Below are 24,984 nucleotides of genomic sequence, written 5' to 3'. Positions count from 1 at the left end.
TGTGTCCTACCGCCCTTCAAAAACCGGAATACGTTTCTCGGAAAACGCCTGGCGCGCTTCCCTTGCGTCCTCACTTGCAAATGCCCTGCGGATGTTTGCCAATTCATAGCGAAGCTGCTGTTCCATGTCGGAAGACTCCAGCGCCTTGACCAACCCCCGTTTGAGAAGGCGCAGGGCAATGGGCGACCATTGACAGAGCTCCTGGCAGTATTCTTCCAGTCGAGCTTCAAAGTCGGCCGCGTCTACCACTTCACCAGCGAGCCCCAGATCGACCGCTGCCGCGCCGTCGACCGTCCGGTTTTCCATCATGAAGCGCAGCGCCTTTTCATAGCCCATGGCCTCTGTGAGTGTGATCGTGAGCCCAGCATCCGGCGACCCGCCGATACGGGTGTAACCGGCAATGAGTTTGGCGTTCCGGCTTACCAACCGGACGTCCGTCGCCATTGCGAGGCCAAGGCCCGCTCCAACAGCAGCGCCATTTATCCCCCCGACAACCGGCTTGTCGCACAGCTTCCTGATGGACAGGAGAAACCGGCCAACCCAGTGCAGATCGTCAATCAGGGCGGTTTGCGGAGTGAGGGCCGAAAAGGGTGTATTGCCCGACAGATCAAGCCCTGAACAGAACGCATCCCCCGCCCCCTTCAGAGCTACCACCCACACGGAGTCATCGGATGCCGCGGCTTCGATCGCCTGCACGATCGCCCATGCCAGCTCATCATTGAGCGCATTCTTCCGCTCCGGCCTGTTGAGCGAAATTGTCCGCACATGGCCGGTATTTTCTATTTGAAGGAATTCTCGCACTGCAGGGTACCTCTCTCATCGCAATGGCTGTTGTCATGAGGCTGCGGCGGGCGAACTTGCAGAGTCGTCCCGCTGGCCACTAAAAAGGATTCAGGTTCAGTCAGGCTGCCTCCTGCACGTAGTCCAGACATCCAGTTCTCTGGAGAAGCTCCGTCAGGGTTGCTTTTTCAGACGCGGGAATCTTCGCATAATGCCTGCGAATTTCTGCCAGGCACTTCATCTGATACCTGAAGACCGGTTGGGTATATGTGCATCCCATTGCAGATAGGGACAATTCTTCCGACCCTGCCAGAATTGCCCTAGAATTGGACACCAGGAATGGAAGGTAAACTTCGCCCACGATGGCCAGCAATCGCTCGACCACCTGCGGCGTGAAGTCCGCTGGGCCGTGCCAGTCACCTTCGCAGCCAGACATGTCATCCATGTGCAAAAGCCATCGATACGTATAGGGATAGTCGCCTTGCATCATTTTTTGTGAGGCAGGATCAGTCCCGAGCTGGGATATCTGCCCAAACAGGGCAAACTCAGCGAGACTCGGGCGGTCGCCAAAGAAGCAGGTCCCGTCAACCACATGCGCTTCCAGCGCGGCAAGCACACCCCGCGTCGTTGCCTCGATCAGAGCGAAATTCCCGGGCGTACAGCCGACGAGTCCAATGCGGTCGACCTGGCGTTTCCTGAAAGCCTCAGCATGGGCCTGGCTCTGCTGCAGGCCGCCCCCCTCAAGCGCATCGAATGAGAGCCATCTGCTTACCTGAACACTGCCAACCGGATCCAGCCACCGATAGGCGAACATCGCCTTTGTCATCCATTCGTCCGCGAAGTCCTCCAGCAGGTGCGCGAGGAAGGCAGCTGCCGGGTCAACGGGAACGACCGATCTCGCCTGGTGAATTGCCTCAAGTTCGTAGATGAGTGGCGTGGAGTCGTTGCGAAATGTCCCGTCCGGCATTTCAAGAATCGGGATGACCGGCACCTTGACCTGCTTACGCGCGGCCGCTGCAGATTTTCCATGCGCCCATATATGCGGCAGGCGGCGATATCTCAAAAGCGCCCGCATTTTCATGGAGTAAGGGGATCCAAGCGCACCATACAATGTGTACAAACCGTCGTCCTTCCTGGGGTGTCCCGCTCAGTCGTCAACCACCTGGTCCGCCCAGGGCACACGGTCTTCTTCGCCGCCGAAAAAGTCCGGATCCTGCATGATCCTGTCGAACGGTTCGGCGACGTCTCTCCCTCGTGGAAAGTCGGTCAGGACTTTTTGAAGAGCGGCCAGAATGTCGGGATAGTCTGCTGCAAGGTCCCTGCTCTCTGAAGGGTCCGCCTCGACATCGAACAGCATGGCCGCTCCTGTTGATGGCTGAACGAGTTTCCATGGATACTGATACAAAGCGAGGTCCAGGCCGCCATGACGCGCCTGAACCACATAGGCGCGTTCATCAGGCGTGGCCCCGGACTGGATGAGAGGCCAGACGTCCCGCCCATCAATCGGCGCAGCGGGTTTCGCAAGGCCCGCAACCGACAGGAGGGTCGGCAGGACATCCTGGACCGTCACCATGTCGGGCCGGTGCCCCGGCGCCAGCGTCCCCTTCCAGTAGACGACGGACGGAACCCGCGTCCCACCTTCCCACACGGTTCCTTTCCCGCCTTTCAATGGCCCATTGTCGGACCCGCCTTCGGTCTGGTTGATGCGAACGAAATCGAGGAAGCGCTGGGACACCGGCACGCCATATTGCGTCTCGAGGTGCGCCCGCCTCTCGGCGTCTGTCATGTTCCGGACAGATTGCGGCGCCTCGATGAGCCCGCCATTGTCGCTCATGAACCAGATGAGCGTGTTGTCCAGGATTCCTTCGTCTTCCAGTGTATCGAGGATCTGCCCGACCTGCCGGTCCAGTTCACTTACCATGGCGGCATGAACACGCCGGTCCTGCCGGTCGATCGGGCCATATTGCGCAATCGCTTGCTCGGGCGCCTCATTTGGAAGGTGCGGGGCGTTGAACGCGACATACAGGAAGAAAGGCTGATTTGCCTTGCGTGATCGGATGACTCTCCTTGCGTCATGACCGATCAGGTCCGTTATGTAGCCGCTATCCCGGGCAGCCACCCCATTACGCTGGAGATCATACCCGCCTCCATGGACGTGGTCCCAATACCCAATTCCGCCGGTAAGGTTTCCGTAGAAATAGTCAAAGCCCCGTTGGTTCGGAAGATAGGCCCTGTGACGCGCCCCGAGGTGCCACTTTCCGGTTAACGCGGTGCTGTATCCCGCTGTCTTCAAGTATTCCGGCAGCAGGGTCTCGCTGATCGGAAGGCCTGTGGCGTTGTTTTTCGACAGCGGCGCAAAGACGCCGAGGCGAAAGGCCGCCTTCCCGGTCATCAGCGCAGACCGTGTGGGACTGCATGTTGGCTGCACATAGAACCGGTCGAGGACGACACCTTCTGCGGCCAGGCGGTCGAGATTGGGTGTCCGGATTTCGCTCCCGTGGAAACCAACGTCATTCCATCCCATGTCGTCCGCCAGAAGGATAATGATGTTGGGCACTGCCCGTTCAGCCGCCTCTACCGGATCGACCGGTTCTCCCGCCCTCGTCGCAGGCGATGAACAGGCCGCCACCAGGCTCGTCAGGAAGAGCGCCATCAGTGCTGAGCCGAATAGAGGCGCGCTGCGGGCTTTCCGGGGCGGCCGACAGGCTCGGTCAAAACAGGCCGGCATAGGATCCTCCATCAAGCTGAATATTCTGACCGGAAATGAACCCCGCATGCTCACTGCAAAGGAACGCGCATGTCGCCCCGAACTCGTCTGGGCGGCCGAAGCGGCGCGCAGCAATCGAATTGGCAATCTCGATCCGGGCGTCGGCGTAGGATATCTGCCGCCGCTTTGCCAACAGCTTTGCCATGCCGACCTGGCGGTCAGTGTCGAAACGTTCAGGAAGCATGAAGTTGATCGTGACATTGTCGCGCGCAATCTCAGGCACGATCGCCTTGCACGCCGCAGTCAGTCCTGTGCGGGCGGCCGCTGAAAGCGCCATCGGTGCCCGGGGAGATTTCACCATTGCGCTGGTAATGTTGACGATCCGACCGAACGCGCGCGAGCGCATGCCAGGTAACAGGTTTTTGATCAGCATCAAGGCAGGGATCATGTTTGCCTGAACCGCCCCAGTCCAATCCTCTTCGCTCCAGTTTTCAAAGGAACCTGGCGGCGGGCCACCATTATTATTGACCAATATGTCGGTATCCTGACTTGTCTCGACGATGCGCTCCCGCCCTTCCTGCGAGCTGACATCCGCAACGATCATGTCGACAGGATGCCCGGTCTCTGATTCGATGCTGTCTCTTGCCAAACCAAGCGTTGCTTCGTCGCGGCCATTGATCGTGACCCGCGCGCCTTCCCGCGACAACGCAAGCGCACACGCATAGCCCAGGCCTTTTGAAGACGCGCACACCAGCGCCTTCTTTCCTTCTATTCCGAGTTTCATTACGCGACCTCCGCGCATGGGTGCACGGCGCCGCCCGACCATTCGGAAACTGACTGCGCTATCAAAGTCGCCGTGCCGGATGTCAGAGCCTTTCCAACGAGCAGAATGTGGCGGTCTGGCCTGACAAGGAGCCAGCCATCTCGCCCGATACCCATGCGCTGCCACCAGGGCGCCCCGCTGACTTCGAAATCACGCCCCTCGATTTTCGCCGTCACAGGCATGTCGAAGTCCCACGCCTCATCGGCGAGAACTTCAGCATCTGGCGCTGCGATCAATGTCAGACCGACAGGCTCGACAAGATCGTGAGTAGATCGCCCGGTATCCAAAAGCGTATGCGGAAGGTATGCCCCGACGACCGCTTTCGGCTCATAGCGGTCTATAGGGCTCCCTTCGTCCATGTCGCGCTTGTCGCCATAGATGTATCCCAGTTGCAGGCGTAGGCTGTCGAAGTGTTCCTTCTGGTGAAGGACCGCTGCATCGATTGCCGACTTCCGGGATGGGTCTGAAAGGGAGGCGCTCAGGCCGGCACCATCAAGGTCCTTTCCGAACTCCTGGCCGAGAGCCTGCAGCAACACACGCATCCGCATCGAATTCGCCACGCTCTGTCCGGTATTGGTCTTGGCAACATACCGGCGTTCTTCATCATAGGTGTTCAGCAGGCGATCACCCGCCTCCCCGCGCTCGACTGCAGCGATCTTCCATGCGAGATTTTCTATGTCGGCGAGGCCGGTGTTCAGTCCAAGACCGCCGGACGGCGGAAAGCGATGCGCTGCATCTCCTGCGAGAAATATATTCCTGGATCGGTACTCACTCGCGACCTGGGCCGCCATCGTCCATGGATTTATGCCCTTGATCGTAAAGGGTACATCCCGCCCGATCGCCTGACGCACAAGCCGCTCGCAGGTGGACGTGTCAAAATGGTCGTACGATTCACGTGCCGGGTTGTAGGAATGCATCAGCACCCACGTGCTCTTGATGTCATAGGCGATCAGCACAGTTCCGGTTCCAAGTCCGAACATGAAATAGAGGATCGCTGGGCGGTCTTTCACCACTTCGCTGAGATCAGCTTCAAAATGAATTGAAACATTGTGCGCGAGTGATCCCGGACCTTTCATGGTGATCGCGGCCGCGTCCCGCACCTGGCTTGCAGCACCATCTGCGCCAATCAGGTAGCGGCTCCGCAACGTGATGTCCTGGCCGGAGGCATGGTCATGCAGGCGTGATACAACACTGTCGGTAACAGCGTCACAGCCGAGCCATTCCAGTTGGCGCTGCAAGCGCACATGTGACTTGCCCTCCAGTTCTTTCTCCAGGATCCGTTCGAACCTGGGTTGTTGTATGTTTATCAGCGGCCATGGCGTGTACTCACGCACGGCATCGTCCTGCCGTTCATAGGGCAAGCGCCCGATCTCCTGGCCAGAGAGATTGGTGACAAACCTGACGAATGCCCCCTCATCTGCGGCCGTCCTCGCAGCGTGAATGTCGTCCATGGGCAGACCAGCGGCGCAACAGATTTCAAGCGAACGGGCATTCAATGCGTGTGCTTTGGGTGCTCCGAGCCGCCCGGGATACCGCTCGGCGACAAGTGCCGAGATGCCCCGTTGGTCGAAAAGATGAGCCCCCATAAGGCCAACGGGCCCACCTCCGACGATGAGAACGGGAATGTCGACCATCATCCTGCAACCACTTTCGCGCTTGTCCGCCGGTATGATTCGGGCACATCCGGTCCCCACTGGCTGGCTGCAGCGTCATGCAAGCCATGTGAGCCAGCCGGCGTCGAAGCATCAAGCTGGTCGCCGTCTGTCCAATGCTCATGGATATGTCCCCAGGGGTCGCTCCAGTAATCAAAGACCTGACTTCCGAGCAGGTGGCGACCTACGCCCCACTCGGCAGTTCGCTTCTTTGCTTCCAGGTATTCGTGCCCTGCCAGCACGTCGTCGAAATCGAACACCTCCCAGGACACATGATTGAGCCCGGGAATCGCGTTGGTGGTCGACGCACTGTTGGTGAACAGGATCGTATGATGGTCGGCCGGTTCGCCTCCCTTGTCGCACCGATTGAACATGGCGACGGGCGTATTCGGGGCCAGGTCGATCGTATCGGAGATCAGGATCCCGAAACGCTCATGATACCATGTGAAAGAGGCCTGCGGGTCCGGAACGTTGAGTTGCAGGTGGCCGAACCGTTTGATGCGGCTGGGGCCCCGCCCGATGCGTTGTGCTTCCCCGATCCGCTGAAATCGGGTTCCCATATTGAGCTTGCGCGCTTCAATAGCCTCGCTGGGGGGCGCTTGTTCTATCCCGAATACGACCTCCACCTCCAGGCCAATCGGGTCGATGGCAACCGTTCGCCAGCCCTTCCCGGGCGAATCGAGCTCCTCGATCTTGGAAAAGCCGTCAGATGCCGCAATTTTCTCGAGGTCCTCGCGTGAAGCTGCTTCAAAGGCAAATCCGCGAAATCCAGCCGGTCCCAAATGGGTCACGTGGACGAACGGTGCCGCGCCTGCGCCGCGCATATAAAGCGTGTCTTGCGTTCGGCGTGCCCGCAGCATCCCGAAATCGAGGAGGAAGGCTTCCATCGCATCGAGGTCAGGCGCCTGCAGTCTGGGAAAGATGACGTCCCGGACTTTGATGATCGGTAATTTGGTCATGATAGAACCTTTCTTGGAAATATTGACGCCCGAGCGCCGCGCTGTGTCGTGACGTATCGCTACTGATGGTCTGCCTTGTTGTGCTGATGGCCCGTGGCGCGCGCCCAGTCTGCGTCGATCCCCTCGGACGCGCGCATGTAGATGACCGATGCGACGAGGTAGCCTGCCAGCAGCGCGCTCAGCGCGATCCTCAGGCTGTAATCCGGCCCGAACTGCGCCATGAGCCCACTGGACAGAAAGCCCACGAATGTCGGACCGAGCCCCATTCCGACCAGATTGATGATGAGCAGGAAGAGGGCCGCAGTGACGGACCGCACCGCAACCGGTGAAAGCGTCTGGGCAAGCGCAAAACTTGGCCCCAGGAATGTACTTCCGAAGAAGCAGATAGGCACCTGGAGGGCGATCGCGACCCAGAAGGAGTCCACCCATAGGCACAAGCCCCAGAGCGGAAACAGTATCCCGAGACAGATTGCGGGCACCCATGCGTACACTGCCCGGGTTCGCTTCGACAGGCGGTCGACCAGATACCCGCTGAGGAATATGCCGGCTGTGTTCGCCACCGCCTGGGTCAGTCCGAGTGCAGTAAAAACATACATCGGCGGAACATCTGCGTGTGCACGGGTAAAGAAGTCGACGATCCATGTGCTCTTCGCGTAACTCGCCATGGCGGCGATTGCCCCGGCAATCGCGAAGGCCCTGAAGGTTGGAATCGCAAGCATGTGTCTGGCTGTCTTCAAGATCTCGGACAGATCACTTGAGGGCTTCCTGGGCGACCGGCCGGTCGGCGGCTCTAGGTCCAGCCGCCCCCGCTCCGGCTCCCGGACAGTTATCGCGACCAAAAGCGCAACTAGCAGCCCCGGAATGCCCATGATCACGCACGTCGTGCGCCAATCGAACGTCGTTACGAGCCAGCCGCCACCGAGGAACGAAAATCCAATGCCCAACGGCACACCGATATTGACCACCGACAGGGCAAACCCTCGCTGCTCCTTCGGGAAGTAATCAGACAGGATCGAATGTGCCGGTGCGGTGCCACCGGCTTCGCCGATACTGACGCCCACGCGCGCCATCGCGAGCTGCATGAAGTTCTGCGTCGCACCACACAACATGGTGAAAACAGACCACCCCGCAATCGCCGAGGCCACGATCGCTGTCCGGTTCGTCCGATCCGCGAGGCGGGCAATCGGAATGCCCAGAAAGGCATACAGCAAGGCAAAAAAGATGCCTTTGACCGCTCCCATCTGCCAGTCCGTCAGCCCCAGATCGGCCTGGATGGACGGTGACAGGATCGCAATCAGCTGACGGTCGATGAAGTTGATCATCGTAACCAGCATCAAGAGGACCAGAACGTAGTAGGGATACAGCCCTACCCGCGGTGGTCTGACGGATGTCGTCACGCTGGTGACCTCAGTCATCGATCCGCACCTCGAGCGTTTCAGCAGCGACGCAGTTTTCCAGTCGGCCCAGCTTGTCGATTTCCAGCCGCACACTGTCTCCTGTCTTCAGGAAACGAGGCGGCTTCTGGGCCATGCCGACACCGCCCGGCGTTCCCGAGAATATGACGTCCCCGGGAGACAGCGTGAAAGCCTGGGTTAGGTGGCTAACCTGATCATAGCAATCATAAATCAGGTGCCTGGTGTTCGAACTCTGACGCAATTCGCCGTTGACCCAGCACTTAAGATCAAGCGCGTGTGGGTCTCCGACTTCGTCTGACGTGACCAACCACGGACCAAGCGGACCGTGCGTGTCGAAGGATTTGCCAATCGTCATTGTCGGTGTACGCAATTGCCAATCACGAACGGTCACGTCATTGCCGATGCAGAACCCCGCAATGACCTCATGGGCCCTGTCTTTCGGAACATGACGGCAGCTTTTGCCGATAATGAAGCAGAGCTCGACTTCATAATCGAGCATGGGGGACACGGAAGGCAGGACAATCTCTGCGCCGGGCCCCGTGATACTTTCGCGCTGCTTGTTGAACCATATCTGGTGTTCAGGCGGAGTGCGCCCCGACTCGGCAACATGGTCAGCATAATTCAATCCAATACCCAGCACCTTACCCGGCCTTGGCACAGGCGCCTGCAATGCAACGGCGTCGAGGGCCAGCAGGTGGTCTGGTTTTTTGGAAATGGCACGCGCGCGCGCCATGGCCGCATCTCCGGCCTCAAGGAAGCCAATCATGTCGCGCGGCAATTCTGGTGCAGCAGCTGACAGATCGATCAGACCGTCGTGAACAACGATGCCGATACGCTGCACGTCATGGTGGATAAAGGTTGCAAGTTTCACAAGACACTCCGCTGTGAAGGAGGAAAAAAATTGCCCAGGCGCCGAATGTCAGCGCCCAGGCAACAAGGCGGAGGTTACCTGTCGCGGCTGAAGGGACGATAGGTCAGTTGCAAAAGGACTGATCGCGGACGCCCGGCGGGTCCCTGAAGTTCGCCCGGCGACACATTGGCAACCGTGCCACCTGCCGGCAGGACACCGCCACTGCCCGACATCACGATCTCATTGGTCAGGTTGCGTCCAATCAGATCCAGCGACCAGCGCCCGTCGGCCGAGTAGATCCCGAAACTTGCGTTCAGAATCCAGAACGGGTCCTGAACCGCCCTTGGATCGTACCTGACATTGCTGTCGAAACTGCTGGTATAACTGGCATTGCCGTTGAACTTGTAGCGCAGCGTTTCAGTCAGCGCCGAATCGTAAAGGAAGCCCAGAGACCCCGACCATTCGGGTGCTCTCAATAGCGATTCCCCCTTCAGATTCTGGGCGTCGCCTGTCCCTGGCGTGACAGGTGCAATCCCACCCGGTTGAGCGACATAGTCGCAACCAGGGAGCAATCCTGCGATCTGCATTCCGTTACACTGGAAGAAGAGATCGCTGGTGTATTTTGCATCCGTGTACGCAAGGCTTCCCAGGACGGACAGCCCCTGGATGGTCTCCGGTTGCCAGCGGGTATCGAGCTCGACGCCCTGCGTCTTCGCTTCAGCTGCGTTGACGACCCGAGTGGCAATTCCGCCTCCGGTCAGGTCAAATGTGGTCAACTGGATGTCATCATAGTCATAGGTGAAAACTGCGCCGTTCAGCAGGAGTCCCGGCACCGGCTCCGACTTCACGCCGATCTCGAACCCCTTGACCAACTCTTCATTGAAGCTCTGATCGCTGGGCACGGTTGCAAGGGTTGCACCGCCGGTCACTGACGTGTTGAAGCCACCAGACTTGAAACCCTCCTTGTAACTGCCGAACAGCGTCAGGTTCGTGTTGGGGCGCCAGGCCAGCGTGAGTTCTGGTGACAGGTTCTCGTATGTCAGTTCATCCGGGGACGCCATGAATGGGCCCGATCCGACCACAGGCGGGGTATAAACGCCTGGCAAGACAAGACCGAACCCGGTGGGTGTCAATGCACCGCGCCCCGACAGCTTCTTGGTTTCTTCCGTGTAGCGAGCGCCGCCGGACAATTCGAGTGTATCACTCAAATCCCAGATCAACTGCCCGAATACAGACGCTGAATTGGCGTCCACGGTCTGGTCGTTTTCAAACAGCAGGCTTGCGCCGGCGGGGAAAGGCGGGGCCGGCGCCGGCACCAACATGGCACGTCCAGCATCGATCTTACGGTCGTCCGCAAACATTCCTACCATGAAATTCAGGGGGCCATCAGAATTGCTGGCCAACCTGAATTCCTGGGAAAGCGACTGTTCCTTTTGGTCTCGCCCGCTGACAAAAAGGACAGGAAGGATTGGCAGGAGGTTCGAATAGTCGAAATTCTTCAGATCCGAATATCCGGTGAGACTTGTAACCGTCAGAGAGTCTGTGACATCGTAGTTGATCTCAAGCGAGCTCAGGACCATCGACGTTTCGCCAGACGGCTTTGCCCGGAATTTGTCGGACACAGTTGCCAGATTCGGATCCGGGTCGGATTTGACGAAGTCTTCGTCCACCTGGCAAGTCTCGATCGGACCGCTGATTGGTGCCGGCAACCCCGACGTATCGCACCCGAACCGGCCCTCAACACCTTGATTGGACCCCTTGGTTTCGGCAAGACCCAGTTTGAAGCGAGCGCTAAGCCGGTCGCTCGGCTGCCACATCAGGCTGAGGCGCGCAAAGTGCTCTTCAACGTCCGGCGTGCTCGGATAGGCAACGCCCGGCGCCAGATTCCTGAAGGGACCGGACTGATCCGAAACGCGCAGGACCAGCCTGCCGGCCAGCGTGTCCGTCACGGGACCTGAAAATATTGCCTCTCCGCTAACCTGTTCTGCGTTTTCCTCGTATCCGATCCGCAGCTGCACAAACGGATCGGTTGTTGGATCACTGGTCCGCAACGAGAGAATGCCCGCAGGACTGTTCTTTCCGAAGAACAGCGCCTGAGGTCCCTTCAGGACTTCGATCTGCTCAACGTCATATTGCCCAAAACGCAACGCCATGGCGTTGCTCCACTGGACGCCATCAACGTTGATGGAGACGGCCTGGTCACTCGTTGTATTGAGCTCGCCAGTGGAGATGCCCCGAAGCACCACCATGCCAAGACCGGCCCCCCCGCTCTCGTCAATTACAAGCGACGGCGTGAAGTCCGAAATATCCTCAAATCCGCTGGATCCAAACGCTTCAAGTTGCTTCTTGTCAAAAGCAGACACAACGACAGGCACATCCTGAAGGCGCTCCTCACGCTTGCGCGCAGTTACCACGACCTTGTCGAATGTGATTGTCGTATCGGCGGAAGGTTCTCTTGCTTCCTGGGCCATTGCAAATGGGCCCACCGCCACAGCGAGTGCTGAAAGGCTCACCCAAAGCTTCGCCGAAACGCAGATACTCTTTTTCATTTTTTCCTCCCCATGCCGCTTTTGGCGGTCTTATTTGAGAGCGATTGGCCCGCCCTGTCCGGGACCAAAGAACCAGGTAAACACCGCCCCCTTTTTTTGGGAGATCGCTCATTTTTGGGATGCTCCTCATTTTTGAGACATTTGTCAACTACCCGTTATTGCGGTATGGAGCAGGTCAGAATGGGGGCCGATGTGTCTGACAAACTTTTTGCTATCGAAGCGAGCAATCTTGGAAAGAGCGAGCGTACACGGGCCCAGCTCATGGACGCCGCGATCGCTGTCTTTGCCCGCGTCGGATTCGAAGCCGCCTCCGTCAACGAAATTACCCGCACAGCCGGCGTCGCCAACGGAACATTCTATAGTCACTTCAAGGACAAGGAGGATATCACGTCGGTTGTGACGGCACGGGTCGCAACCGACATTGCCAGGCAACTCGAAGCAGACATGACGGGGATCGAAAACGCAGTCGAACGCGTCGCAAGAGGGACGCGTCAGTTCATCCACGTCGGGAGCGAACGCATGAATTGGGGCTGGACGTTTTTCCGTGCTTACCAGTCGGTTCCCGAATTACGCCGCCAAGTCACCGAATTCCTGAGACGCGATCTCGAGCTGGGTGTCCGTCAAGGCGTCTTCAGCGTCACGGTCGACTCCCTGTTGATCGATTCGATGGGGGGAATTTCGAACGCCTTCCTACTCGCAAGACTCAGGGGCGAAATCGGCGAGGAGGGAGGCTCTCGCGCTGCCGAATACCAACTCCGAATGCTCGGCGTTCCCCCTGATCAAGCAAAGACCGCTGCGTGGAAAACCATAAAAATGGTTTCGACAGACTAGTATCGTCATTGCTGACTGTGCCGCATGAACTGGCATTGTGGGGGAACCAGCGTCTGGTGATCGCTGCTGGTGATGTGCCTCCTGACATGGCCAGGAACCCGTCCCGCTATTTCAAAACGTCCGACACCACCTTTCGGGCCTCGCTGTCTGAGGTGAATGCAGGATAGCGGCCGAGGAAGCCGAGACAGGCGACGCCTGCCAGGAACACACAAACGCCTGCGACGAGCGCGCCATCATAGTTACCCGCGACATCATAGGCATGGCCCGCTAGGGTCGGACCGAAGCCAGCGCCGAGACCGAAGGCAGACAGGGCCGTTCCATAAATCGCACCATAGCTCCGCAGCCCGAAATACCGACTGACGAAATAGGCCAGCAGGTCGACTTCCGCGCCCGCTGCAATGCCGAGGAGGACGGCCGCGACACGCGCAGTTGCAAGATCGGACCGCCAGATCAGCAAGAGAAGCGCAAGTGCAGGCAGGCTGAGAAATATCCGTGCAATCTTCGGTCCATGAAACCGGTCAAGCAGATAGCCGACCACGATCCTGCCAATGATGACCGACGCCCCGAACAGGCCCGCCACACCGGCCGCCGTGCCCGCCTCGATCCCGCGGTCGCGCAGCAAGGGCACGAAATGCACGGTCGAACTGGCCTGGCCGACGATAACTAGGAATATCCCGCCTGCGATCAACCAGAACCGCTTGGTCTTGACCGCCTCTGGCCATGTCATGCCCGCACCGACGCCCGCCACCCTGGTTCTTGCGGCGACCGGTTCCCGGCGTTGCCACAATCCGAACACCGCGAGCGGCACGGCGACGAAAAGAACGAACCCAGCCATGCCGCGATACCCGCTCCTCCAGCCACCGGTTGCAATCAGCTCCTGGATGAGGGGCGGGCCGAAAATGCTCGCAAGGCCGGTGCCGAGAAGCGTCAATCCCAGGGCCAGGCCGCGGGCGCGATCAAAACGCTCCGAGATTGCGCGGGTCCAGGTCAGCGGGGTGGTTCCGGCGCCCAGCACCGCAACAGCCAACCACGCCATGTAGAAACTGCCGATCGTCGGGCCGGAGAGTGACAAGAGGAAAAAACCCACCGCCACGCCGATCAGCGAAGGGATGGCGATCAGCCTCACGCCGAACCGGTCCATGAGCAGGCCAATCAGCGGGCCGACGAATATGACCCCGGCATTCAGGCAGAGCATGCCTGCCGCGATCATTGACCGACTCCAGCCCATGTCATCTGACAGCGGCGTGATGAATATACCAAAGGTATAGAACGGAAGCCCGGTCAGCCCCACGCCAACGCCTGCCGCACACGCAACAATCGCCCGCCAACCATTTCGGAACTCTCCAGCACCCGAAGCCATGCAGCATCTCCTTTGGAAACAGGGCATGATGATCAATGATTTTCGCGCTGGCAAAGCGCACTCCGCGAATGTTCACCACGCGACCATTTCACCAATTCTGGTGTGCAGAACCCGTTGAAGCGGCAATCATGCTCCGAAGTTGAAATGGCGAACACTGTCGATGACCGGACACGTCAGCCCGTCTGACGAAATGGGCCGGCCCGGAGACTGGACGCCTTTTAGTGGAGGATCTTGAGCTGACTGATTCCCTGGGATGGCGCATGAAGTATTCGGTGATCGCGCCGTCGACCAACACGAGCGTACAGCCGGAATATGACGACTTTCGTCCGCATGGCGTAACCAATCACTTTTGCCGCATCCCGATTCCCGATTCCAGCGTCACCGATGATGACAGCTTCATGGTGATGCTGAACAATATCCGCAATGCAACCATGGACAGCGTTGACGTGGCGATGACCATGGACCCGGGCTGCCTGATCATGGGCATGTCCGCCGAGACGTTCTGGGATGGCGCTTCGGGTGCTGAGCGCCTGTACAAAAAAATGCTGGAGCGAACCGGCGGTGTTCCGGTGATCATGGGCTCGACTGCTGTCGAAGCGGCAATTGCCGCCTATGGAAACATCAGGAAAATCGGCATCGTCACACCCTATGCTCCGATCGGTGATCGCAATGTCAGGAAATTCTTCGAAGACCTCGGCTTTGAAGTGGTCAACCTGATCGGCCTCAAGTCGCCCTCGCCGATGAAAATCGCGCATGAGACGCCGCGCACGCTCAAACGGGCGGCACAGGACGTGTCAGAGGGCGCCGACGCCGTCATCCAGTGCGGCACCAACCTGGCCTTCGCAAAGGTCGCAGGCATAGCCGAATTCTGGCTGGAAAAGCCCGTAATCGCAATAAATACAGCAACCTACTGGCATGCACTCAGGTCCATGGGGATCCACGACAAAATTGCCGGGTATGGCAGGTTACTGGAAGAATTTTAGGGGCCGACAATGGATTATGACTACGTACCGCTTCCCAGGAGAGGCAAGCTGACCTGGCCCAATGATGCGCGGGTCGCGCTCATCTTGACCTTCAATCTGGAAACCTGGGACCTGGTCAAGGAGACAGACCAGCCCTACTACGCCGGCGGGCCGCCGATTCTTCCGGCGACATTGCCGGGAAATGTACCCGATTACCCCAATTATTCCTGGCGCGAGTACGGTCAGAGAATCGGCATCTGGCGCCTCTATGACCTGTTCGACGAACTCGGTGTGAAAGCATCGTGCACGACGAATGCCGTGACGTTCGAGCGGCGAAGCGAGATGGTCGAAGCCTGTCTCGCCCGCGGCTGGGAATTGCTTGCGCACAATTGGGAGCAAGGCGAACTGCTCACCGATTATGCCCACGACCCGGCCGGGGAAAGCGACATCATCACGCGCTCCATCGAGATGTACGAGCGCCATGTTGGCCGTAAGCCCGCAGGCTGGCTGTCCTCCAGCCTGCGCGGAACCCTGAACACGTGTGGCATTCTCAAGCAAAACGGTTTCAAGTTCTATTGCGACATCATGAACGACGATCAGCCCTATCTTATCCGGACTGACAATGGGCCGATTGTGTCTGTCCCCTATTCCAACGAAATAAACGACTTCACCCTTCTCACGCGGCGCAATCACACCACCGACGAGTTCAGGGACATCCTCATTGATGAGCTCGATGTACTGTATGAAGAAGGCGGAAAATCCGGCCGGATCATGAATGTCGGGCTGCACCCGCACGTCTCGGGGCGCGCCTTTCGAATCCGTGCCCTGAGGGAATTCATCGAACACGCCAAATCGCTTCCGGGCGTCTGGTTCGCCACGCGTGAAGAAATTGCGGATCACTATCTGACATGCCACGAGACACACATACCCGGTCAGGACAGGTGACCCTCAAGGCATACCTCGCCAACCGCGCCGCGGCCGCAAAGGGCTGCTTGTCTGTTCCGGGCGTGTGGGATGGCTTGTCCTCCACCCTGGCCAGCCGGGCCGGATTCGATGTCCAGTTCCTGTCTGGCGCTGCGCTTACAATGTCGCGCATGGGGCTGCCCGATCTCGGGTTTCTCGATCTCGCCACGCTGGTGGACGCGACCGCGCGCATTGCGGACGCCACGGGCGCGATGTTGATCGTGGATGCAGATACCGGTTTCGGAAACGCCATCCATGCCCGGCGTGCTGTCCGGTCGCTCGAATCGGCCGGCGCAACGGCGATCCAGATCGAGGACCAGACCTACCCGAAGCGCTGCGGACACCTTTCCGGAAAGTCAGTCATTCCCGTCCGGGAGGCGGCCGCGAAAATTGAAGCGTGCGTGGATGCCCGCAAGAGCGAAACAACCCTGATCTCGGCGCGAACAGACGCACTTGCGATTGAGGGCATTCACGGCGCGCTCGACCGCGCAGATGCCTATCTCGAAGCAGGCGCCGATCTCATCTTTGTCGAAGGGCCGCGTTCGATCACGGAGCTGGCCATGATCGGGGACCGCCTGGCCGCCAGGGTGCCAACCATCCACAACCTGGTGGATGGCACTGGAAGCCCGGTATCCACACGCGATGAGCTGTCCGGGTTTGGTATCGCGCTTGCCCTCCATCCGTTGATTATTCTGGGCGGCATGGTGCAATCCGGCACACGCTCCCTGCAACATCTCGGCGAAACCGGCGAGACAACATCTCTGTCCGGCACGATTATGTCCCTGCATGAACTCAACGAGCAGCTCGGCCTCGAAGAATACGACGCACTAGGTGCAAGATATGAGGCTGAAACATGACCGAGCTTGATTCCGACTACGAACACGCAGGCTTTTCCGGTCATCTCGCTTTTGGCACCCGGCCTGCGCTGGTGATCGTCGACATGGTAATGGCCTATCTGGATCCGGCCTGCCCCCTGTACGCCGGGGACAGCGCACACACTGCGCTCAAGGCTGCCGTTCACCTGCGTGCCGCCTCTGTCGCTGCGGGTATTCCCGTCGTGCTTTCGGGCGTCCACTATCAGGCGGGTGGCGTGGACGGGGGCCTCTTTTTCAAGAAGGTACCTGCCCTGCGTCACTTCGAGGCCGGATCCCCGTTCGGCAGATTCCCGGACGAACTCGCACCGGGCCCGAATGACATCGTGTTGATGAAGCAATATGCGTCTGCGTTTTTCGGGACGAGCCTGGCCAGTACATTGTCGGCCCTGAAGGTCGATACTGTCCTTATCGCAGGCTTTTCGACATCCGGATGTGTTCGCGCGAGCGCGCTGGATGCGCTCCAGCACGGCTTCGCCCCTTTTGTCGTCCAGGAAGCCTGCGGTGATCGCCACGAGGCCCCACACAATTCGAACCTGTTTGATCTTCATGCCAAGTATGCAGAAGTTGTCAGTCTGGAATGGGCGATCGGCGTCCTGGCGGCGCGATCGGCATCCTAGCTCTAGATCAGATTTCGTGTCCGCCGCGCCTCGCGCGCGCCTTCAGGCGATAGCCCGTTCCTGACCGTAACTGGTGATCATGGACTGTCCCTTGAGATATGCCCGGCGGCGCTCGTCATCGAGCAGGATGGCGCGCAGATCGTTGACATAAGCCTTGCGCGCTTCAGGGTCCTTGTTTTCAAGCTGGCGCTTGTTCCGGATGGTCTGTTCCTGGACAAAAGACAGCATGACACTGCGTCTCTGCCGTTCGTATTGTGCCAGCAGCGCCGGCGCCTCAGCATTCGCAAGCAACACAGAGGTCAGCTTCTCGCAGAGGTTCCATGCATCATGGATTCCCGAGTTCATTCCGAATCCCCCAAGGGGGTTGTTGAGATGCGCCGCATCGCCAGCGAGAATGACCCGTCCCCGGAAATATTGCTCCGCCACACGCTGGTGGACATTGTAGATGGTACGATGCTCGGTCCGTATCGATCCGTCCCCCGTGAGGCGTTCGAACACGTCGCTGGTACGCGCGTCGGAGACGAGTGACTGGTCGTCTGCATCCGGCGCCGGCACAAGCACACGCCACACTGACGGCACCCGCAAAAGCACCATCCATTCGTCGGGATCGGCGACATAATTGACCTGCGCAAGTCCGGGAAGATATGATTCCAGGGGCGCTGTCGTGCTGTAAGTCACGAATTTCTCTGGATAGGTGAAGCCGCCGAAACCAATACCGATCTGCTTGCGCGCAACCGATCCGGCCCCGTCACACCCGATCACGTATTCCACACGGTAGGCAGCCTCCCCGCCTTGTGTTTCCACATTGACTGTCACGCCATCATCATCCTGTTCCATGGACACGACATGCTCACCAAACCGGACCTGTGCGCGAGGATGTGCGGCAAGGCGGCCCGCAAGAAGGCGACTCAACTTGAACTGCTCGCATTGCATCCGGAAGGGAAAGGGGGTCAGGTCGGACAATTCCCCCAGATCAAACTCGAAGGTCTCTCCGGATTTCCTGTCCCTGTACTGATAGACTGGGGCGCGAAGCCCCATCGCGTCGATCTCCTGAAAGATGCCCATGGCCTCCAGCATTTCCAGGGTGGGAGGATGCAGCGTCGATGCGCGCAGATCCTCAGGGCAGTCCGGATTTGCCTCCACGAGCATCACGTCGATGCCGCTTTCAGCCAGCTTGTAGGCGGCGACCGTTCCGACAGGTCCAGCGCCTATGACCAACACTTGCGCAGATTTTTTCACCAGGCTTCTCCTTCCCTTTGATCTCACCCTGTCCGCCGCCGGTGGCGTGAGATCAGGTTACGACGAGCCGCATGCACACAGTGGCCGCGCCAGCGCGCCTCGCCTTGCCGTCGGCATAGACAGGGTCGGCAATATAGGCGCGGGCGGACGCTTCATCCGGAAAGCGGGTGACCACGATCCGTTCACCTGCTGGCGCGCTCCCCTCCAGCACGTCGATCGCTGCTCCCTTGACGACAGATTCGCCGCCATACTGCTCGGCAAGCCCAGCAATCGTCGTGGCATAGGCTTTGAACTTGTCCAGATCCTGTATCTCGACAGTCGCAACAATGAAGGCTGGCATGATGATGTCTCCGCTCCTGATCCAATGTCCGAGGCGAACGTGCCATCAATCCGCAGGGCATGCGTGACGTAATCCCGGATTGCTCGCCCAGCGACAGCGCGAGGCTGCGCTGCAGCTCCCTGCCACCCGCCGGTGGCCCAAATACGGCCTTCAGATCGTTTCAGCCTGCCCGGGCACTGCCTGGGAGCGCCCGATCATCGAGACAATGAAAGCAACGACGAAAGTCGTCGGCATCGCAACGATGGTTGGGTACTGGTAGGGAAACACCGGCGTGTCATGTCCAAGGACCGACACCCAGATCGAGGGACCGAGGATCAGCAGGATGAGCGCCGTCAGAAGTCCTGCAACACCTCCCCATACCGCGCCTGGTCCCGTCAGGCCCTTCCAGAACAGGCAAAGCAACAGGATGGGGAAGGTGGCACTGGCTGCGATGGCGAATGCGAATACGGACAGGAACGTCACATTCTCGTGCTGGAAGGCGAGGCTGAGAGCGATGCTCACGACCCCGAACCCAACTGCTGCCCAGCGCGAGACGCGAAGCTCTTCTGCTTCCGTCTGAGCCCCCTTTTTCACCAGTGTCGAATAGATGTCGTGTGAAATGGTCGCCGCAGCAGCAAGCGTAATGCCTGCCACAACCGCCAGAATGGTCGCAAATGCCACAGCCGACACAAAGCCCAGCATCAGGTTCCCCCCGAGGGCATCGGCCAGGTGCAATGCCACCATATTGCCGCCCCCCACCATGTTGCCGGTCTCATCCAGGAATGCCGGGTCTCCTGACAATAGCGCTATCGCGCCGAACCCGATGATGATCATCAGGAAGCAGAAGCTGCCAATGATCAGGATGGCAATCAGGGCAGACTTGCGCGCCTCTGCCGCATTGGGGACAGTGAAGAAGCGCATGAGGATGTGGGGAAGCCCTGCAGGCCCGAACATGAGGGTCAGGCCAAGTGAGATCGCCGCCCCCGTCCCTGTTACCAGGCCGCCCGGTGCCATGATCTTCTCGCCCGCCGGGTGCTTGTCCATTGCCATCGTGAATATCGACTGGATATCAAAGTCAAAGCGAAGAAGCACGAGAAACCCGAGAAGGAAGGCGGCAAAGATGAGCAGCGCTGCCTTGGTGATCTGGACCCATGTGGTCGCAACCATGCCGCCGAACACGACGTAACAGATCATCAACGCACCCACCAGGAGGGCCGAAATCGTGAAATCGATGCCCAGCAACAGGTCAACGAGCAGGCCCGCCGCAACCACCTGGGACACCATGTAGAAAAGGAGCACGATCAGGTTGGCCACTGACGCGAAGATACGAACGCCAGGATCTGACAGTTGAGACGAGAGGACGTCGGTCAGCGTAAAGCGCCCCAGTTTCCTCAACCGGTCGGCAAACAGGAAGAGCAAGGCCGGCCAGCCAATGAGCGCTCCCAGACCATAGATCAGCCCATCCATACCGGCCTGATAGTAAAGGCCGGCCACGCCGAGCAAAGCTGCTGCAGAGAGGAAATCCCCGGAAAATGCGAGGCCGTTCTGGAAGCCGGTGATATTTCCGCCCGCAGTATAAAAATCACTGCGTGAGCTGCTTCGACGGGATGCCCAGGTCGTGATGCCCAAGGTCACGACAACGAAAGCGAGGAATATGACAAAGGCTGTGACGTTCATGCGCCCGGCTCCGACGCGCGCTTCACGTCCTTCTCCTGCCTGCGGCGAAGCATGTCATACCCGATCGCGGAGAATACAATGATGACGACCAGGCCGAGGCCCAGCACAAGACCAACTGAAAGCGGACCGGTGAAAGCCGTACGCGAGCCAAGCCATTCCGGCGCCCAGACGCATGCCAGCATGAAAGCCATGTAGAGGCCGCCAATTGCACCCATGATCGCGAAATCGAGTGGCGCACCACGTCGGATGGCATCGCGCGTGCCATCAGCTTCGTCATCGTTCATCAAAATGCACCCCGGTAAAAGCAAGAAAAGGGCGCAGCTGAAGTCAGCCGCGCCCTCTTGTCAAATGGCTCAGAAGTTGACCGAACCACGGATACCGACCGTCGGCGGATTGCGCAGGGAAACAGTGATCGCCTGGAGGTTTGTCACAGGCTCCGTTCCCCGGGCCAGACTGACAGGCGTATCATCATCAAGCAGGTTGGTGCCGTAAACTTCCACACGGTACTTTCCCGTGTCGACACCCACGCGCAGGTTGACGACATGGGAATCTCCAACCCAGGCGAGATTTGATTCTGTCGCATACTGGCGTCCGGTATAGATGTAATCCATGCGGGCAAAGCCGTTATACTCACCATTCCAGACCGGCCGTTCGTACGTCGCAGCGAACGTTCCGGAATATTTCGGATAGTATGGAAGCTGTGTGCCTTCCGGAGACAGATCGCCGGTAATGATCTGGCATTCAGCACAAATCGTCCGCACAATCTCTGTATCAGCCACGTTGAATGTGCCCTCTAGCATCCACTCATCTGACGCCTGGAACGCGCCTTCCAGCTCGATACCCTTCAGATCCACGATACCGTCGGGCGCCGTCAACTGGACGTCGATACGATCACCGTCTTCTTCATAGAACAGGTATTGCGGAATGTGCCGGTTGGACCATTCGCCCATATAGGCTGCCAATGTGAAGCGTGCCCGGTTGTCGAAGGCGGTGCCTTTGAAGCCCACTTCGTACATTTCAAGCTCATCTTCAGGGACGGCCGGGTACACAGCCGTCTGGGACGACAGCTGAGCCTGGATCTCGGGAGAGAAAGCGAAGTAGCGCGTATTGAATTCGCCTGGCCGCCGGCCTTCGGAATAAGACGCATAGAGTGTCGTCTCGTCGGTCGGCTTGTATTCTGCAATCAGGCGCGGCGTGAAGGACTCGTACTTCTCCGCATATTCGGGAAAGTCGCCCGACCGTGTTTGCTGATACACGTCATCAACCTGGTAGCGGCCTTCCGCCGTCACTGTCAGTCTGTCTGAAAAGTCATATGCAACAGAGCCGAAATAACCGGTCGTCTGGTTCGAATTGACCGTGTGCTGCGACAGGATGCGGTAGCCGATGGAAATCACGCCTGGCGTGAGGTTGTTCGTCTCGGCGTCAACGTAATTGATGCCGGCAGTCCACCGAAGCGCCTGATCCTGGGGCGACGTCAACCGGACCTCCAGCGTCATGTCTTCATCCCGCGTGTTGCCAAGCACCAGGTTGTATTCATCGCCGAAGAGGCCGGCCTTGGGAAATGCCGTGGGGTCGAAGTGGGCCGGGGTCTGGAGGAAGGCCCACTTGTTGTCACTGTAGGCGGCGATACCGCTCAGCGTGTAACCGCTCTCGAAATCATAGTCGGCCAGGAAACGGACCTGCTTGGCCTCACGCTCGAGCCCGAGATGGTCAATGAAGTTCCCGCCATGCAGCGTCGTGCCATTCTTCATCAGGTCGTATGCGGCCGGGCGAATGTCATCTTCACGCCGGATAGAGGTGAACGGCACCGTTCCGAGCTCGCCGCAAAAATAGTCCACGGTTCCCGTAAAGCAGTTATGCTGGGCACTCCCGAACTGTCCGTTTGCAGCTGATCCGTCGCTATCGGTAAAGGCCGTTGCGAAAAGCCGGGCTGTGAGTTGCGGCGTTGGCGTGGCGTAAAGCGTCCCACTAATCGACTCCGTCGAGCGGGCGCCAAGCCGGTCGCCCGGATTGCCGTAATTGGAGAACGCCCCTTCGGTATTGTAAAACCGGCCATTCAGGCGGAATGCCAGCTTGTCCTCGACCAGGGGGCCCTCGATGGTTGCCGTCGTGTCAACAGTGTTGAAGCTCGAGTAATCGACGGACGCCTTGCCCTGGTACGTAAATGACGGCGTTCGCGTCACCAGGTTGATTGCCCCGGCAAAGGTGGCGCGCCCGAAGAAGGCACTCTGCGGCCCTTTGACAACTTCAATACGCTCGATGTCCGAGATTCCGGAAATATTGCCGCCGCTCACAGGCGCGCCGTCCACGAACATTGTTGCGGCCGCGCGCGTTGCCAGGCCGGAATTGGGAATGATGCCACGGATGACAAACTGCTTGAACCCGCGGTCGTTGCGGCCGACAGACTGGCTCTGGTTGGAGAAGCCCGGCGTGTAAGCGGCAATATCATCGATATTCTCGATGTCGCGTGCTTCGATCTGGGCGGACGTAATGGCTGTCACAGCAAGTGGAATATCGATCAGCGATTCCTCGGCCTTGCGAGCTGTCACGACGACATTCTCCAGTCTCCGTGATCCCTCCACGGCCTCTTCGCCAGACGCTCCGGCGTCCTGCGACCAGGCCGGGACTGCAAATGCAGCCAGGCTGGTAGAAGTCAAAAGTGTCGCGACGAGAAGTCTTTCTTTGTATTGCATTGTCCGAACCCCGTTAGAGTTATGTTGGTTTCTCTTGATTAGCGCGCCCGTGAAATTCCGTATTTTCCTCACTGGCGGACGCACTTCCCCGTTTCCCTCCGAGGCACCTCGGAAAGACCTGCAATTGCTGACGATTGACTGCCTTCGATACTAGGCTGGTCTTACGATCAGACTGGTGTCGCCGGACGACAGGGGCTCGCACCCACCATTCGCCTTCACGACCATCATGTCTTCAACATGCGATGTTCCAAGACCAGGCTCGTGGTAAGGAACGTCCATGGTGAAAACCATGTTCTCTTCAAAAATCATCAATTCGTGGAGACGCTTCACATCGTCCGCGCCGGTCGACCATGGTTGGTCTGTGTGCTGAAGGCCAACAGGATGTGGCCCACCGACACCCGGAATGCCTGCCTCGGCAAAGACGTCCGCGACGATCTTGCCCGATTCGGCAAACGTCATGCCTGGATGGATGGCATCATAAACAGTCGCAAGGGCCTTGGAGTTTGTCTCAAGACGCAAGATAACTTCATCTGTCGGCGTTCCCCAGACGACCGTGCGTCCGACATCGCCCCTGTAGCCCTCATACTGCCCGACGCTGTCGATCTTTGTGACGGTATCCTTTGCGATCCGCCCGGAGGCCAGGCCGCTCTGGTTTGTAACGCACCACAGGGAATCACCGCCGAGCGCACCCCAACGGGTATTGTGGTGCTGCTCGATATCATCAAGACGGTCGCCTACGTTCGAATTATGGATCGCATAAAGCAGCGCCTCCTCATTCTTCACTGAAGCCTCGCGCAGGAGAGTCAGTTCATTCGGCGTCTTCACCATGCGGATTTCGGGAAAGATATTGAGCGCATCGACCGATTGAACATCCGGCAGCAATTCCTGATTGAGCCACGATCCGACACGGGGATCGTCAAAACCGATCTTTCCCTTGGCAAGGCCTGCATTCGTAAGCGCCTTGGCCAGGCCGCTCAGCGGGCTCGCGCTGGTTCGTCCCTCGAACTCGGCATAGATTGCCATGAGCAGGAGATCGCGATCATTGAAGGTTTCCGGCCGCAGTCTGCGCGCCCAGGGCGACGGCAGGGGATCTGCCTTGCCCGTGGTGGAACCACCCGGGAAAGTATAGACCTCGATCGGCATCCAGGTCGGCCGATAATCCAGGTGGTAGACCATGCTGCCCGGGACGATGAGCGCAGGTGGCGCAGACTCGTTGCGCGGAAAGAAGGCGTAAACAGAGAACGAGCGCCCCATCATCGTCATCGGCCCGAGATGGCTGGACAGGTATTGGATATTATGGGGAACGGAGGCGACCAGACCATCCAGGCCGTACTTGTCCATGATGGCGTAGGCGCGCTCAGTGTTCAGCAGCTTGGGCGCCTCAAACATGTGGCTCAACTTTTCGGGCGCGCGGTATTTTGCCAGCACACGGTCAGCGGACGGATCTGACGGGGCCGCAGCACTCGCAGCAAGCTGTTCGGACCCGGTGGTAAATCCTGTCAGGGCAAGCGCCCCAGCGGCAGATCCACCTGCGATTGCGCCGCGTCTCGTCATGTTGCCAAAACCCATTACTCAAACTCCTCCAAAGGCCGCTATCTCGAGTTGGTATACCGTTATGCTGCCAATGAATGTGACGGCAGGCTACCCAAACGCTGTAAATGTTCGCATAGCGATAAGAATGGCCGACCCGCCTGGAGCCAGGCCCGATTCCGG

Annotated in this window: 21 protein-coding genes; 5 read left to right on the top strand and 16 right to left on the bottom strand. The window is 58.9% G+C overall.

Features of this window, described 5'->3' with window-relative positions:
- Positions 1–6: 6 nt before the first annotated feature.
- From HJO_RS16125 to HJO_RS16085, 9 genes are all read right to left on the bottom strand, one after another.
- The gene (locus HJO_RS16125) at positions 7–801 is read right to left on the bottom strand and encodes an enoyl-CoA hydratase/isomerase family protein (RefSeq protein ID WP_035619057.1); all 795 of its coding nucleotides are present in this window, start codon (positions 799–801) and stop codon (positions 7–9) included.
- A gap of 100 nt (positions 802–901) precedes the next feature.
- Positions 902–1,891 carry a glutathione S-transferase N-terminal domain-containing protein gene (locus HJO_RS16120; RefSeq protein WP_277813177.1) on the bottom strand — a complete coding sequence of 330 codons (990 nt, stop codon included), beginning with the start codon at positions 1,889–1,891 and terminating at the stop codon, positions 902–904.
- Between the two features lie 36 nt (positions 1,892–1,927).
- Positions 1,928–3,433 (bottom strand): arylsulfatase B, encoded by a 1,506-nt coding sequence (locus tag HJO_RS16115; RefSeq protein ID WP_051618719.1) that lies wholly within the window; start codon positions 3,431–3,433, stop codon positions 1,928–1,930.
- Positions 3,434–3,491: 58 nt separating this feature from the next.
- Positions 3,492–4,313 carry an SDR family oxidoreductase gene (locus HJO_RS16110; RefSeq protein WP_206741866.1) on the bottom strand — a complete coding sequence of 274 codons (822 nt, stop codon included), beginning with the start codon at positions 4,311–4,313 and terminating at the stop codon, positions 3,492–3,494.
- Positions 4,271–5,944, bottom strand: a complete 1,674-nt coding sequence (locus HJO_RS16105; protein WP_277813176.1) for an FAD-dependent monooxygenase — start codon at positions 5,942–5,944, stop codon at positions 4,271–4,273. The genes HJO_RS16110 and HJO_RS16105 overlap by 43 nt, the downstream gene beginning before the upstream one ends.
- Complete coding sequence (locus tag HJO_RS16100; RefSeq protein ID WP_051618718.1) at positions 5,944–6,921, bottom strand: VOC family protein; 978 nt, start codon at positions 6,919–6,921, stop codon at positions 5,944–5,946. The genes HJO_RS16105 and HJO_RS16100 overlap by 1 nt, the downstream gene beginning before the upstream one ends.
- A 59-nt stretch (positions 6,922–6,980) precedes the next feature.
- The gene (locus HJO_RS16095; protein ID WP_084142141.1) at positions 6,981–8,336 is read right to left on the bottom strand and encodes a spinster family MFS transporter; all 1,356 of its coding nucleotides are present in this window, start codon (positions 8,334–8,336) and stop codon (positions 6,981–6,983) included.
- A complete protein-coding gene (locus tag HJO_RS16090; RefSeq protein WP_035619052.1) occupies positions 8,329–9,207 on the bottom strand; it encodes a fumarylacetoacetate hydrolase family protein in 879 nt (292 codons plus the stop codon). The genes HJO_RS16095 and HJO_RS16090 overlap by 8 nt, the downstream gene beginning before the upstream one ends.
- A gap of 74 nt (positions 9,208–9,281) precedes the next feature.
- On the bottom strand, positions 9,282–11,735 hold the full coding sequence (locus HJO_RS16085; protein WP_084142139.1) for a TonB-dependent receptor: 2,454 nt from the start codon (positions 11,733–11,735) through the stop codon (positions 9,282–9,284).
- 180 nt (positions 11,736–11,915) lie between these two features.
- Between HJO_RS16085 and HJO_RS16080 the strand changes: the two genes are divergently transcribed.
- Complete coding sequence (locus HJO_RS16080) at positions 11,916–12,566, top strand: TetR/AcrR family transcriptional regulator (RefSeq protein WP_162173849.1); 651 nt, start codon at positions 11,916–11,918, stop codon at positions 12,564–12,566.
- Between the two features lie 106 nt (positions 12,567–12,672).
- On the opposite strand, the gene HJO_RS16075 is transcribed toward HJO_RS16080, so the two are convergent.
- Positions 12,673–13,926 carry an MFS transporter gene (locus HJO_RS16075; RefSeq protein WP_162173848.1) on the bottom strand — a complete coding sequence of 418 codons (1,254 nt, stop codon included), beginning with the start codon at positions 13,924–13,926 and terminating at the stop codon, positions 12,673–12,675.
- Positions 13,927–14,186: 260 nt separating this feature from the next.
- Here HJO_RS16075 and HJO_RS16070 point away from each other — a divergent pair, with 260 nt between their 5' ends.
- The 4 genes from HJO_RS16070 to HJO_RS16055 are packed head-to-tail and all read left to right on the top strand — an operon-like array spanning position 14,187 to position 17,343.
- The gene (locus HJO_RS16070) at positions 14,187–14,909 is read left to right on the top strand and encodes a maleate cis-trans isomerase family protein (RefSeq protein ID WP_206741865.1); all 723 of its coding nucleotides are present in this window, start codon (positions 14,187–14,189) and stop codon (positions 14,907–14,909) included.
- Positions 14,910–14,918: 9 nt separating this feature from the next.
- Positions 14,919–15,833, top strand: a complete 915-nt coding sequence (locus HJO_RS16065; RefSeq protein ID WP_035619046.1) for a polysaccharide deacetylase family protein — start codon at positions 14,919–14,921, stop codon at positions 15,831–15,833.
- Positions 15,830–16,708 carry an isocitrate lyase/PEP mutase family protein gene (locus HJO_RS16060; protein ID WP_051618715.1) on the top strand — a complete coding sequence of 293 codons (879 nt, stop codon included), beginning with the start codon at positions 15,830–15,832 and terminating at the stop codon, positions 16,706–16,708. Before HJO_RS16065 ends, HJO_RS16060 begins: the two co-directional genes overlap by 4 nt.
- Positions 16,705–17,343, top strand: a complete 639-nt coding sequence (locus tag HJO_RS16055) for an isochorismatase family protein (RefSeq protein WP_035619045.1) — start codon at positions 16,705–16,707, stop codon at positions 17,341–17,343. Before HJO_RS16060 ends, HJO_RS16055 begins: the two co-directional genes overlap by 4 nt.
- A gap of 42 nt (positions 17,344–17,385) precedes the next feature.
- On the opposite strand, the gene HJO_RS16050 is transcribed toward HJO_RS16055, so the two are convergent.
- The 6 genes from HJO_RS16050 to HJO_RS16025 form a co-directional block, all read right to left on the bottom strand.
- Positions 17,386–18,582: an FAD-dependent oxidoreductase gene (locus tag HJO_RS16050; RefSeq protein WP_206741864.1), complete on the bottom strand. Its 1,197-nt coding sequence runs from the start codon at positions 18,580–18,582 to the stop codon at positions 17,386–17,388.
- A 52-nt stretch (positions 18,583–18,634) separates the two neighbouring features.
- Positions 18,635–18,922 (bottom strand): DUF1330 domain-containing protein, encoded by a 288-nt coding sequence (locus HJO_RS16045; protein ID WP_051618714.1) that lies wholly within the window; start codon positions 18,920–18,922, stop codon positions 18,635–18,637.
- A 150-nt stretch (positions 18,923–19,072) separates the two neighbouring features.
- Positions 19,073–20,578 carry a sodium:solute symporter family transporter gene (locus HJO_RS16040; protein WP_051618713.1) on the bottom strand — a complete coding sequence of 502 codons (1,506 nt, stop codon included), beginning with the start codon at positions 20,576–20,578 and terminating at the stop codon, positions 19,073–19,075.
- Entirely contained in the window at positions 20,575–20,862 is a 288-nt protein-coding gene (locus tag HJO_RS16035; protein WP_035619042.1) for a DUF485 domain-containing protein, read from the bottom strand. Before HJO_RS16035 ends, HJO_RS16040 begins: the two co-directional genes overlap by 4 nt.
- Positions 20,863–20,931: 69 nt before the next feature.
- Positions 20,932–23,271: a TonB-dependent receptor gene (locus tag HJO_RS16030; RefSeq protein ID WP_084142132.1), complete on the bottom strand. Its 2,340-nt coding sequence runs from the start codon at positions 23,269–23,271 to the stop codon at positions 20,932–20,934.
- Between the two features lie 150 nt (positions 23,272–23,421).
- Positions 23,422–24,825 carry a M24 family metallopeptidase gene (locus HJO_RS16025; RefSeq protein WP_162173847.1) on the bottom strand — a complete coding sequence of 468 codons (1,404 nt, stop codon included), beginning with the start codon at positions 24,823–24,825 and terminating at the stop codon, positions 23,422–23,424.
- Positions 24,826–24,984 lie beyond the last annotated feature (159 nt).

It is taken from the genome of Hyphomonas johnsonii MHS-2 (assembly GCF_000685275.1).
GTDB lineage: Bacteria > Pseudomonadota > Alphaproteobacteria > Caulobacterales > Hyphomonadaceae > Hyphomonas > Hyphomonas johnsonii.
The sequence above is the reverse complement of the archived record's forward strand: the minus strand, read 5'-3'. Positions and strand labels throughout refer to the sequence as shown.